The organism is Rhodospirillaceae bacterium (genome assembly GCA_040219235.1).
Lineage (GTDB): Bacteria > Pseudomonadota > Alphaproteobacteria > Rhodospirillales > Rhodospirillaceae > WLXB01.
On sequence record JAVJSV010000011.1, the window covers coordinates 170509 to 182920 of the forward strand.

Sequence of the window (12412 nt, forward strand, 5' to 3'; positions counted from 1 at the left end):
CTCATACGATCCGCATTATTGATTGCGTTCAACACATCTAAAAAACACGCGCGTCGGGTTCACAATCGAACAACTGGCGGCGTCCTGACCATCAAATTTTGGTCGCCTGTTGGTTTTTGCGCATTCGGATTCGGCCAATCGTTGCACGGCGGCCGGGGTTGTTCCCCGGCTATTGTAGCAAATCGCCACGCGGTCTGCGGTGGAAGGACCGACAGGCTGGGTTGATCCGGCTTCGCGTCGGCCATCCACAAAGGGCTCAGCGGCGCAGCCGGCGAGTCCGCCAATGACAAGAAAACCCGCAAGAATCAAGGCGCTTGCGCGTTTGGAGTGGGTCTCAGTCAGAAAGCAGGCGTGCTTTCTGCTAGGAAAAAAGTGTATTCTCGGTTGCACCGTGGCGTGATCCATCGTAGGTCCGTGGTCTGCGAACGCAAGGGGCGTTGTCCGTCCAAGCATTCTTGGTTATCTTTGGCGCACAGAGCGCATATGTCGAGGGGAGTTTTCCATGACCGTCAGCCCTGACGACCTTTTGAAGTCCGGCGAGAAGTATCGTCTTGTTACACGAAGCGATTTTGATGGCCTTGTTTGTGCCGCCATTCTGAAGGAGTTGGATTTGATCGATGAGATCAAATTCGTCCATCCGAAGGATATGCAGGACGGCGTGATCGAGATCACCAACAAAGATATCACCACCAACCTTCCCTATGTGGACGGCGTGAAGATTGCTTTCGATCACCACGAAAGTGAAACCATGCGTGTGGGTGAGCAAAACAACCACATCATCCTGCCCGATGCACCCTCTGCGGCGCGCGTCGTTTACGATTGGTTTGACGGCAAGAAAACCACCCCCCGGATCAGCGAAGAACTGATGATTGCGGTTGATAAGGGGGACTCTGCAGACTTCAACAAAGACGAAGTCATCAATCCGCAAGGCTGGAACCTGATGAACTTCCTGATGGACGCGCGGACTGGCCTCGGTCGCTTCCGTGAATTCACCATCTCCAACTATCAACTCATGATGGAGCTGATCGACAAGTGCGTCGAGATGCCCATTGAAGAAATTCTCAACCTGTCTGACGTTCAGGAACGCGTTGATCTGTATGTTGAGCATGAAAGCAAGGCCAAGGAACAAATTGAGCGCTGCGCCACGGTTCATAAGAACGTGGTTGTGCTCGATCTGCGTGATGAAGAAACCATCTGGGCCGCAAACCGCTTCTTGATTTATGCCATGTACCCAGACACCAATATCTCGATCCACGTGATGTGGGGCCTGAAGAAGCAAAACACCGTGTTTGCTGTTGGTAAATCCATCTTCGACCGCTCGTCCAAAACCAATGTTGGTGAGCTGATGCTGGCCCACGGCGGCGGTGGTCACCACGCTGCTGGTACCTGTCAGGTTCCCAATGATCAGTCCGAGTCCGTTCTGCGCGGTTTGATCGAGCGGATGAACGTCGACGGATAGTTTTCGCGACGCATATGTACGTTCAGAAAACGCGACGCTCCTTCACTGGGGTGCCGCGTTTTCTTTTTCCCACCCCTCTAACGGCAGTCCTCTAGCAGGCCGCTTATGCCCCGAGCTTATGTCCCCTGATGGTCCCCTTGTGCGCTACCGCGCTCTGGTCGATAGCGGCACTTTAAAGCCCGACCCAGCCCAAGCGTTGGCGGCTGAAAAGCTCAACAGCCTGTTTCGGGCGCTCCAGTCTTACAAGCCGAACAGCGGCCGCAAAGGCTGGTTGGCGCGCTTTGGGCGTGCGGGGCGCGACGGCGCAGATCAGCCGCCGCTGGGTTTGTATCTCTTTGGCGGTGTTGGTGTTGGTAAATCCATGCTGATGGACCTGTTGGTCGACACCATGCCCGAGCGTGCAACCCGCGTTCACTTCCATGAATTCATGCGCGATATCCACGCCGAGGTTCATCGCCAACGGCAATTGCCGGGCAGTGATGAAGGCGACCCCATTCCCGGCATCGCAGATGGCATTGCCGACAACAGCACGCTGTTGTGTTTCGACGAAATGGAAGTGCGTGACATCGCCGATGCGATGATTGTCGCGCGCGTGTTTGAACGTCTGTTCGAGCGTGGTGTGGTCGTGGTCACTACGTCCAATCGTCACCCCGATGATTTGTATAAGCACGGGCTCCAGCGCGACAAATTTTTGCCCTTTATCGAAATTCTCAAAGATCGTTTGGACATCCTTCAGCTTGAAGCCCGACAGGACTACCGCCTTGGCCGTATTCTGGGTGAGCCGGTTTACCATCATCCCCTGGGCGAGGCGGCGACGACGGCGCTGGATGCGGCCTGGGCGCGGCTGACCGATGACGCCCCCCTCGTGCCCGATAGCCTCACGGTCAAAGGGCGCACGATCACTATTCCGGCGTCGGCACATCAGGTGGCCCGCATCCCCTTTACGGATCTCTGTGAAAAGCCCCTCGGGCCCAGCGATTACCTTGAACTGGGGGCGCAGTATAGCAGCGTTATTCTGGATGGAATTCCGGCACTTGGGCCAGAGAAGCGCGATGTGGCGCGCCGGTTTGTCACCCTGATTGACGCCTTGTACGAACATCGCACGGTGTTGATCTGCTCCGCCGCAACGCCGCCGGAGTCGATTTACGATGGCGATGACTGGAAGTTTGAGTTCCAGCGCACGGTTTCGCGGTTGATTGAAATGCAGGCTGAGGATTACATCCGCCAGCGGCATATGGCGTGATGGGCGTCAGTATGACAGCCTCCCTGGCCCCAAACAGCCATTTTTGAGCCCCATAAGCCCGTATCCGTAACAGCCTGGGCCTTGCTCCGCCTGCCGTTTCGCGCTACCAACCGCCCACGGGGTTTCGCCTCCTAACGGGGCGGGAAGACACCCATCAAATCTTAACCAAATTCGGGCGGTCCAGCCGTCTCGAGCAGACTTTCAAGAGGACGACATGGCGCGCAACAAGATCGCACTCATCGGTGCAGGTAACATTGGCGGAACTTTGGCTCATCTGGCGGCGCTGAAGGAATTGGGCGACATTGTCCTGTTCGACATCGCCGATGGCATTCCACAAGGCAAGGCTCTCGATATTGCGGAAAGCACGCCCATCGAAGGGGCCAGCGTCGGCCTCAGCGGCAGCAAGAACTATTCCGCCATTAAGGGCGCAGACGTCATCATCGTCACCGCCGGTGTAGCGCGTAAGCCGGGCATGAGCCGTGATGATCTGTTGGGCATCAACCTCAACGTCATGAAGCAAGTCGGCGCCGGCATCAAAAAGTATGCTCCCAAGGCGTTCGTGATCTGCATCACCAACCCGCTGGACGCCATGGTCTGGGCGCTGCGGAAATTCTCGGGCCTCAAGCCTAACATGGTGGTCGGTATGGCTGGTGTGTTGGACTCCGCCCGCTTCCGTCACTTCCTGGCTGAAGAATTCAAAGTGTCTCCAAAGGATGTCACAGCTTTCGTGCTGGGGGGTCATGGCGACACCATGGTGCCGCTGGTGCGCTATTCCGCTGTTGCCGGTATTCCACTGCCGGATCTGGTGAAAATGGGTTGGACTGACAAGAAGCGCCTGGACGCCATTGTGCAGCGTACCCGCGATGGTGGCGCTGAAATCGTTGGCCTGCTGAAAACCGGATCGGCCTTCTACGCCCCCGCGGCCGCCGCCATTGAAATGGCCGAGAGCTTCTTGCGCGATCAGAAGCGCTTGCTGCCCTGTGCCGCCGCTCTCAATGGTCAGTATGGTCTGAAAGACACTTACGTGGGTGTGCCGTGTATTATTGGAGCCAATGGGGTCGAGCGCATTGTCGAAATCAGCCTCAACGCGGCTGAAAAGAAAATGTTCACCAACTCGGTGAAGTCGGTCCAGGGTCTGATGACCGCGTGTAAGAAGATCGATAAGTCACTCGCTCGATAGTTTTGTTTTTACGGGCTGATGTCAATCAGCTGACCCGCAGTTACGATAGGGGGACGTCATGAATATCCATGAGTATCAAGCCAAACAGGTCTTGAAGAAGTACGGCGTGCCCGTACCCGACGGCGGTGTAGCTTACACCGCAGCCGAAGCCGAAAAAGTGGCTTCTGGGATGGGCGGTAGTGTGTTTGTCGTGAAGTCTCAAATTCATGCGGGCGGACGCGGCAAGGGCACCTTCAAGGAAGATGGCGGCAAGGGCAAAGGCGGCGTCCGGGTGTGCAAATCCGTGGCTGAGGTCAAAGAAAATGCCGCCGATATGATTGGCAAAACCCTGGTCACCCATCAAACCGGGCCAGCAGGAAAACAGGTTAAGCGCATCTACGTTGAAGAAGGCTGCGATATTGCCCGCGAGCTGTATCTCTCCATGCTCATTGACCGGGCCAGCAGCCGGGTGACCATCATGGCGTCGACCGAAGGCGGCATGAACATCGAAGACGTGGCCGCTGAAACCCCTGAGAAAATTCTGCTGCAATCCATTGATCCGGCCACCGGCCTGCAAGGCTTTCATTGCCGCAAGATTGCATTTTCCTTGGGCCTCGAAGGGGCACAAATCAAGTCCTGCACGAAGTTGTTGAATGCGCTTTACAAAGCCTTCCTGGCAACTGATGCGTCGTTGTTGGAGATCAACCCCCTGGTTGTCACCGGTGCTGGCGATGTGATTCCGCTCGATGCCAAAATGAACTTCGATTCAAACGCGCTGTATCGTCAGCCAGACATTATGGATCTGCGTGATGAAGACGAAGAAGATCCCATGGAGTTGGAAGCGTCCAAGCACGATCTCAACTACATCAAGCTCGATGGCACCATTGGCTGCATGGTTAACGGTGCGGGTTTGGCCATGTCCACCATGGATATCATCAAGCTGCGCGGCGGCGATCCGGCCAACTTCTTGGATGTTGGTGGCGGCGCGACCAAAGAACGCGTGACCACAGCGTTCAAAATCATTCTGTCTGATCCCAACGTTGAAGGTATTTTGGTCAACATCTTTGGCGGCATCATGCGGTGTGATGTCATTGCCGAGGGTGTTGTGGCTGCGGCCAAGGAAGTCAGCCTCACGGTCCCTCTGGTGGTCCGTCTTGAAGGCACCAATGTGGAGTTGGGCAAAAAGATTATGGCCGACTCCGGCCTGCCAATTATTTCTGCCGATGATCTGGGCGACGCTGCCGAGAAAATTGTGCAAGCAGTGAAGGAGGCAGCGTAATGGCCGTTCTCGTTGACAAAAACACCAAAGTGCTGTGCCAGGGCTTTACCGGCTCTCAGGGTACGTTTCACTCGGAACAGGCCATTGCCTATGGCACGAAAATGGTTGGCGGTGTCACACCGGGTAAGGGCGGGACCACCCACCTCGATCTTCCTGTGTTCGATACGGTTGCGGATGCGGTCAACGCCACCGGCGCAGATGCTTCTGTGATTTATGTGCCGCCACCGTTCGCGGCCGATGCGATTCTGGAAGCGATTGATGCAGAAATCCCCTTGGTGGTGTGCATCACCGAAGGCATTCCCGTGCTGGATATGGTCAAAGTCAAACGCGCGCTCGACGGGTCTTCCACCCGTTTGATCGGGCCGAACTGCCCAGGCATTATTACGCCGGGCGAATGTAAAATCGGCATCATGCCGGGTCACATTCATCAGCCTGGTAAAATCGGCGTGGTTTCACGCTCGGGCACGTTGACCTATGAAGCTGTGGGTCAAACCACGGCAGCGGGTCTGGGCCAAACCACCTGCATCGGTATTGGCGGTGATCCGGTCAACGGCACCAACTTTATTGATTGTCTCGAGGCATTTCTGGCTGATGATGCCACGGAAGGCATCATCATGATCGGCGAGATTGGTGGCACAGCCGAAGAAGAAGCGGCTGAGTTCTATACCAAGTCCAAGGTCAAAAAACCCATGTGCGGTTTTGTGGCCGGGGTCACAGCTCCCCCAGGCAAGCGTATGGGCCACGCGGGCGCGATCATCTCCGGCGGTCAGGGCACGGCAGACTCAAAAATTGAGGCCATGAAAGCGGCGGGCATTTTTGTTGCTGAAAGTCCGGCAGCTCTCGGGTCGACTATGCTTAAGGCCATGAAGGGTTAAAGTCCCGGCTCAGCTAAAACGAGACCAAAGCCGAGCTTTTCCTGGAATTCTGCGTATTTAACCGGTCACGCTAATCGCCGGCGTGGGAACCTTACGCTCCGCATAGCGTTTGTATGAGTAATACAGGCCCAAAAGGCCTATCCGGCTCACTAATGTGAGCTTTAAAACGGAGATTACTCATGCGAGGCACGTTACCGGCAGCAATAGCTTTTTCCTTGTTTTTCTTGCTGTCTTTCCCGTCCATGGCGGATCCGCCTGGGCAGGAAAAAGGCAAGGCAAAAGGACACAGCAACCCAACTGTCTTAATTGATCGCGATAGAGACGGTCGTATCGATATGGATGTTGAGGAACCGGTCAGCATTGATATTTTCAGTCAGGGCGAACGTGACTTGATTGTTGATTATTTTCGTCAAAAGTCAGTTACCACGCGCGAGCTTCTGCCCGGCATAGCCAAGAAAGTTGCGCAGGGTAAACCGCTGCCGCCCGGCATTGCGAAAAACAATTTACCGCCGGAGTTGGAATCACGGCTTCCCGTACGTGATGGCTACCGCCGGATGATTGTTGATGACGATGTTCTGCTTACAACTATAGCCACTGGCGTGGTGGTTGATGTCATTGAAAACGTCATCAATCAGGGTGTGTAAACACGCGTACATCTGCAAAACTCACTGTTAACAGAAAGGACCTACCAGACATGAAAAGTTTCAGCACACATTTCAGTACTAAAATCTTTCTCGTGAGTGGCGCGCTGTTCGTATTATCTGCTTGCGGCTCCACCAATTCGGAGACGGCTTCGAACACCTGCTTCTACATCAATTCGGTGGATAGCTTTGAAGCTGTGGACAACGATACTCTGCGTATTCAAACTGGCCCAACCACTTGGTATGAGGCCGACTTGCTGGGCACCTGCCTCAATCTTCGTTTTGAGCAATCACTGGCGTTTGAAGGGGGACTCGGCAACCGAATCTGTGACGGTGCGGCCGGTGGATATGTGATCACCGATGAGGACCGTTGCGCTATTACCTCCCTGCGCCGGATTCCGGATCCCGAATAAAGAGGCATTCTAAAGAGTCAGCATCTCTTGGCGGATCGCCAGGAATAGCCTTACGATGCCGCATGGTTATTTGTGATGATCCTGCGTTTGTTTTTATCCACGTCCAGAAATCCGCTGGCACGTCGATTAAGGGCGCGTTGGCGTATTACGATCTGATGCGCCAGGGCGCGCGCGTTGATTTAGCAAAACGCGCAGCATGGATTGCCGCTAAAAACCTTCCAGAGTCTGTTCTCGACTTGCCAACGCACGCGACCGCATTACAGGTCCAGACCTGCATCGGAGCTGAGCGGTTCGACTCCCTGTTCAGTTTTGCGGTGGTTCGTAATCCATGGGATCGGGAGTTGTCCTGGTACACTTACAATTTGCAACTTGCGGCGGGGCCAGATCACGACAAAATTAAACCTTATAAAGACTTTAACGACTACGTGCGCCGCTATCTGGATACCCATGGGACCTTGCTTGCCCCCAGCCCACAGTCTCGTCACCTCAATGATCGTGCGGGCACGCAGCTGGTCGATCGCGTGCTCAAATACGAAACCCTGCAAGAGGACTTTGCTGCGGTGGTGGAGGTGTTATCCCTCGAGGGTGTCGAACTGGATCATTTCAATCAAAGCTACCATGCGCCTTGGACCGAAGCGTACACGCGCGAGACGTTTGATTTGGTCAAGCCGCGCGCGCAAGCAGACGCCGAGGCTTACGGTTATCCGGATGAGGCATCAGCCTACGGTATTGCGTAAACAAGCGACTTGGCGGCGTTAATGCAGGGCGTCTGCTCCGGCCAGCTTTTCCTGCGCCATTTGGTAAGCTTGGGTCAGGGTCCTGAGGAGTTTTATTTCCTGCTCTGTCGGGCGATCCCGTTGCCGGCAGATCTCGTCAATCTTATCGGCAAAGCTAGAACACACATTTGCCAATTTAAGTTCTTTGTTTTTTTCTGCGGTTATGGACGCTTTGTTCAGAGACTTCTGTAGAACCGTCAGTGTTTTATCTATGGTCTCATGGGGTTCGTCTGCTTCGTAGGCTTTGATAATGGAGCGGCACAGGAAGCCAAATTTTTGACTGTAGCCTTGCAATTGTGAAGCGCGCACGTCCCGCATCATGTCGTTGATCTCCGTCTCTAATTGCTTTGGGCTGCTCGCCCGGCCTTCGATTTTATCTTTCAGCGTATTGACCGCTTCGAACTCTTTGACATGAACTTTACGCTGGTCTGGCCGGCGGCGGTCAGGTCCGATGTAGTCCGGTATCGCAATAAAGGGCAGACGTTTAAGCGCGATTTTTTTCAGCCGGTCCATTAATTGTGCTGCGGCAGGCGCAGAGGTCATGATGTCATCCGCCCCAGAGCGCATGGCCCCGGTCAATTCACGATCATTATCGCGGTCGATCACCACAGAGATTACGGTGAAGGGGTTCAGACCAATGTCTTGATCCCGCACACTTTTCAGTAGCCCAAAGGCGTTGGCATGGATGTCAGATGAGACCAGCAGCGCATCGGGCGACCTCACTTTGAGGGCTCCTGTCAGGCGCTCAGCAGAACTGAATGCACTGATATTCTTGAGCCCCATGCCGCGCAGCATGGACACCAATCCCTGGCGTGTCCCCTCTTTGGGTTCACCAAGATAGAGCTCAATGTCGCGCACTGCTGCAGACTCCTGCATACTCACCGCCCCACCAGATACAACCGGTTTAATCACACAAAATATATGTGATTTCGAATCAAAACTACATCGACTCATATAATCTCGGATCTCATAAGTAAATATTCTTTTGGCGAGATGAGACTGAAAGTGGTGAGACGGCTGCGCGGGAAAAGCTGGTGCTGAGGTGCTTTAAGAACGTTATGTAGCAGGTCTAGGGACGTATTTGCCCCGTCTTAGGGCAAGATTTGCACACAAATGCCTGTTTCCAGCTCACAGGAAGAGAGCCAAATAAAAAAAGGCCGGTCGAGATTATCTCTCAACCGGCCCATCGAGTTGCCTCTTCAGTGTACCTATTATTTCGGTTTGTCACCTGTTCCATTGGTCATGCGTTTCGTTGCCTTCCGGGTCGCAGCGATAATCTGTTCCATCGCTTCGTCATGGATTGGCAACAAAGGATCGTCCGCCGAAACTTTTGATCCGCGGATCATGCCTTGGCAGTCCGGACTGCCACACCGGCATTGGAAACCACGAAACAGCCGATCTTCGGTCGAATTGTAGTCCATCGTAATGCAGTCACCAGGTGCGATGTCTTGAACGGCGATGAACCGCCGTTCGGTCATCACCACGCGGCAATTGGGTGCACAAGAGTGCAACACCTTGCCCATGAAGAAGGGGTCATGGATATGGGTGTTTTCACTCAGTTGTAGCGTAAACAAAGTGATGTCTGGAACCGCGACGCCCGCAAACACGAAAACGGTGTCGCCGGGTTTGAAATGGGCCAGAGCAACAACGGCTTCGCCGCGTCCGTCGCCCATGGTTAAAATGTCAAACTTTTCCCGGGTTGGCTCGTACAAGTAAGGTGCAACACTGTCCGGGTAGAACCTCATGTCGCCGCTCATTTACGTAACACGTCCCGAACGTTCATAGAGTCCGGCGCAAAGTATTCGGTCACAATGTCAACCACATCACCGGCCTTAAAATCCTTGCAGCTGAACACGTCAAGGTAGAGGTCTCGTGCCGCGTCATTGGTGTGTAATGAAATCGCACTGGTTTCAATAAGTTGAACAGCTGAAATTCCAGTTTCAATGCCACCGCCAAAACGTGCGCTGACGATGTTTCCGTATGCGACCATATCAATCCGCTTGACCAAGTCGGCCACAAACTGATTAACGTCGTTCAATTCAAGTAGACGCTCGTTGCATAATGTTGAGTCCACCATCACGTGCCGCCCGTAATAACGTTGGCCATCCACGACGATCCGCTTGTAGCCATCCTTGGAAGAGATTTGATCCATTGATTAGAAACCCTTTCCTCAATTGGATAGATTGTTGAAAAAACGGCGCTGCATAGGGCTCATTCGGGGAACGCGCAAGCGTTTTTTCATTAAACTGAAAACTTTATTTCTGCCTGTGAGTTCAAGACCTTAACATCAACCCTGGGCGCAAAGTAAAGACATAACATTTCAGCCATTTTTGGGGCTTGGTCTGGTCAAAGATGCGGCGAACCCCTATGAAAGCCGCGGACCGGAAATCGCCCAGGCAGGAGGTCTGATTTGGCTGAGACGACATCAATACCTCATTCTGTGACTCGACGCGATGTCTCCTCACTCGCGGTGTCGCTGACACGGGCTTTTGCGCGCGAACCGTTGCACCAATGGATGGTGCCAGACCCCCAAGCCTGGGCAATCAAAGCGCCGCGTTATTTTTCATCCTACATCAACATCATTCGGCGTGACGGTTTCGCAGATACGGTGGACGGTGCGCAGGGCGGCGCTTTGTGGTTGTCGCCGCACAAACCCGGCGGCAGTTTTTTAAGCTGGATTTCCGTGCCGTTTGTCATTTGGCGTTTGACAGGGTCCCGGTTTACTCAGGTTTGGAACGCCCTGCCTCAGCTTGATCAGCAACGGCCCAAAAATCCACACTGGTATCTTGATATGTTGGGCGTCGCGCCCGAGGCGTCTGGGCAAGGCATCGGCGCGCAGCTGCTACGCTATGGACTGGCACGATGCGACCGGTCTGGGGAAGCGGTTTTTCTGCAAACGCTGTCAGAAGAGATGATCGCGTATTATCAAAACTACGGATTTGAAGTATCGGGCACGTTTGCCTTGCCATCTGGCCCTTCTGGTTGGTCGATGACCCGTCGCGCCCAAGCTTAGGACGCCAGCCGCAAAAAGTGCGCCCAGCGAGTAAGGCCCGCTGCCCCCTAGACAAAATGAACAGCAAAGCTTTTTAATACGCCATGCATTTACCTGGCCCCTTTGAAATTATTCGCGTCGTCGAAATGTCTGGCGCGTTTCGTCCCCCTGAGTTTTTGTTCCCAGATGCGACGGCGGAGTCCTTTGCGGAAACAAAAACGTCCAAAGACTCCCGGTTCTTTGACGCTAAAACCGGCCTTCTCATGATGTCGTTTCACACCATGGTGGTTAAAACGCCCCGCCACACCATCTTGGTGGACACCTGCGTCGGCAATCATAAAGAGCGCCCCGCGTTGCCTGATTGGCATCGTCGCGATGGCCCTTTTTTGGCCGACCTCGCCGCGGCCGGTGTCGCACCTGAAAGCGTTGACTTCGTTTTATGTACTCATCTGCATGCCGATCATGTGGGCTGGAACACCAAGTTGCTGGATGGCCGCTGGGTGCCAACATTCCCCAATGCCAAATACATCATGGCGCGCCAGGAAGTGGATCATTGGACCCATGTGGCTGCGACCTCGGATGAACCCGCCAATCACCGATCCTGGGATGACAGTGTCCAGCCCATTCTGGATGCCGGGCAGGCCCTGCTGGTGGACTCAGATTATGAAATTGAGCCGGGCGTTCATCTGGTGCCCGCGCCCGGACATACCCCCGGCAATGTGGTGCTTCACATCAGCGACGGCAAAAAGGTTGCCTATATGATAGGCGATACCATTCATCATCCAGTGCAAATCGAACGCCCCGCATGGTCCAGCACCTTCTGCTGGGACAAGGATATCTCCCGCGCCACCCGGACCAAGTTTTTAGAATCCGTTGCTGATACCGGCGCGATTATCCTGCCCGCCCATTTTGCCGGGCCCACGGCGGTGACCGTCACGGGGCCCGCCTCTGGGGGATCCGCTGGCGCTGAGACAGGGTTTGATTACGAGACTCTCGAGCGCTGACTTCAGACTCCTTTGCCTTTCAGCCAGATTTTAAGGTATCAAAGGCACGTAGGTATCAAAGGCACCTAGGTTTTGGTCTTTGACCTGAGATCTATGTTTTTGAGCTAGGATTTTGAGTTAGGTAAACAGCATGGCAAACGGTGGACTCAGCGGTAAGGGGTTTTTGTGGCGTTGGGTCTTATGCCTGGTGCTGGTTATGGCCACCTTCAACCCGTCCGGCATCTCATATTATGCCTGGATTATCGGTGGTGGCGGCTCGCTCCCTTTAAAAGTCATCTGCGGCATCGTGTTGGTTGCGACCTATGCCTTTGTTCTCCACGCCACCTGGGAATCTCTGGGGCCCTTTGGTGTCGGCTTGTCCGTCGCGTTTTTTGCGGCGGTCATCTGGGCGCTGGTCGATTTTGGCTTGCTCTCTTTAAATAGCTTCTCTCTGGTCGCCTGGATCGCCCTATTTGCGACGGCAACCATCCTGGCGGTTGGCATGTCTTTCTCCATCGTCCGCCGCAGGGTCACAGGCCAGGTCGATGTCGATGATGTCGACGACTGAGGCCGCCTTGATCGCGTGCCAGAG

15 protein-coding genes are annotated in these 12412 nt (G+C 54.4%); 11 read left to right on the forward strand and 4 right to left on the reverse strand.

Going from position 1 to position 12412, the window contains the following annotated elements; genetic code table 11:
- Window positions 1-15 precede the first annotated feature (15 nt).
- The gene (locus RIC29_04835) at window positions 16-453 is read right to left on the reverse strand and encodes a hypothetical protein (protein ID MEQ8734227.1); all 438 of its coding nucleotides are present in this window, start codon (window positions 451-453) and stop codon (window positions 16-18) included.
- A 49-nt stretch (window positions 454-502) separates the two neighbouring features.
- On the opposite strand from RIC29_04835, the gene RIC29_04840 reads away from it, so the two are divergent.
- The 8 genes from RIC29_04840 to RIC29_04875 all read left to right on the forward strand — a co-directional run bounded on the left by RIC29_04840 (window position 503) and on the right by RIC29_04875 (window position 7806).
- A complete protein-coding gene (locus tag RIC29_04840; protein MEQ8734228.1) occupies window positions 503-1459 on the forward strand; it encodes an exopolyphosphatase in 957 nt (318 codons plus the stop codon).
- A 118-nt stretch (window positions 1460-1577) separates the two neighbouring features.
- A complete protein-coding gene (gene zapE, locus RIC29_04845) occupies window positions 1578-2702 on the forward strand; it encodes a cell division protein ZapE (protein ID MEQ8734229.1) in 1125 nt (374 codons plus the stop codon).
- A 214-nt stretch (window positions 2703-2916) separates the two neighbouring features.
- The gene (gene mdh / locus RIC29_04850) at window positions 2917-3882 is read left to right on the forward strand and encodes a malate dehydrogenase (protein MEQ8734230.1); all 966 of its coding nucleotides are present in this window, start codon (window positions 2917-2919) and stop codon (window positions 3880-3882) included.
- 58 nt (window positions 3883-3940) lie between these two features.
- The gene (sucC, locus tag RIC29_04855; GenBank protein MEQ8734231.1) at window positions 3941-5140 is read left to right on the forward strand and encodes an ADP-forming succinate--CoA ligase subunit beta; all 1200 of its coding nucleotides are present in this window, start codon (window positions 3941-3943) and stop codon (window positions 5138-5140) included.
- Window positions 5140-6015, forward strand: coding sequence for a succinate--CoA ligase subunit alpha (gene sucD, locus RIC29_04860; GenBank protein MEQ8734232.1), 876 nt, complete (start codon window positions 5140-5142; stop codon window positions 6013-6015). The genes sucC and sucD overlap by 1 nt, the downstream gene beginning before the upstream one ends.
- A 179-nt stretch (window positions 6016-6194) precedes the next feature.
- On the forward strand, window positions 6195-6659 hold the full coding sequence (locus tag RIC29_04865) for an anti-virulence regulator CigR family protein (GenBank protein MEQ8734233.1): 465 nt from the start codon (window positions 6195-6197) through the stop codon (window positions 6657-6659).
- A gap of 50 nt (window positions 6660-6709) precedes the next feature.
- Window positions 6710-7069 carry a DUF6491 family protein gene (locus RIC29_04870; protein ID MEQ8734234.1) on the forward strand — a complete coding sequence of 120 codons (360 nt, stop codon included), beginning with the start codon at window positions 6710-6712 and terminating at the stop codon, window positions 7067-7069.
- Window positions 7070-7131: 62 nt separating this feature from the next.
- Window positions 7132-7806, forward strand: a complete 675-nt coding sequence (locus RIC29_04875) for a sulfotransferase family 2 domain-containing protein (protein ID MEQ8734235.1) — start codon at window positions 7132-7134, stop codon at window positions 7804-7806.
- Window positions 7807-7824: 18 nt separating this feature from the next.
- On the opposite strand, the gene RIC29_04880 is transcribed toward RIC29_04875, so the two are convergent.
- The 3 genes from RIC29_04880 to RIC29_04890 form a co-directional block, all read right to left on the reverse strand.
- On the reverse strand, window positions 7825-8721 hold the full coding sequence (locus RIC29_04880) for a hypothetical protein (GenBank protein MEQ8734236.1): 897 nt from the start codon (window positions 8719-8721) through the stop codon (window positions 7825-7827).
- 335 nt (window positions 8722-9056) lie between these two features.
- Window positions 9057-9602, reverse strand: coding sequence for an SET domain-containing methyltransferase (locus RIC29_04885; GenBank protein ID MEQ8734237.1), 546 nt, complete (start codon window positions 9600-9602; stop codon window positions 9057-9059).
- Window positions 9599-9997, reverse strand: a complete 399-nt coding sequence (locus tag RIC29_04890) for an S-adenosylmethionine decarboxylase (protein MEQ8734238.1) — start codon at window positions 9995-9997, stop codon at window positions 9599-9601. The genes RIC29_04885 and RIC29_04890 overlap by 4 nt, the downstream gene beginning before the upstream one ends.
- Before the next feature lie 258 nt (window positions 9998-10255).
- Between RIC29_04890 and RIC29_04895 the strand changes: the two genes are divergently transcribed.
- The 3 genes from RIC29_04895 to RIC29_04905 all read left to right on the forward strand — a co-directional run bounded on the left by RIC29_04895 (window position 10256) and on the right by RIC29_04905 (window position 12388).
- On the forward strand, window positions 10256-10858 hold the full coding sequence (locus tag RIC29_04895) for a GNAT family N-acetyltransferase (GenBank protein ID MEQ8734239.1): 603 nt from the start codon (window positions 10256-10258) through the stop codon (window positions 10856-10858).
- An 83-nt stretch (window positions 10859-10941) separates the two neighbouring features.
- Complete coding sequence (locus RIC29_04900; protein MEQ8734240.1) at window positions 10942-11841, forward strand: MBL fold metallo-hydrolase; 900 nt, start codon at window positions 10942-10944, stop codon at window positions 11839-11841.
- A 130-nt stretch (window positions 11842-11971) separates the two neighbouring features.
- Window positions 11972-12388, forward strand: a complete 417-nt coding sequence (locus tag RIC29_04905; protein MEQ8734241.1) for a DUF6524 family protein — start codon at window positions 11972-11974, stop codon at window positions 12386-12388.
- The last annotated feature ends 24 nt before the right edge of the window (window positions 12389-12412 follow it).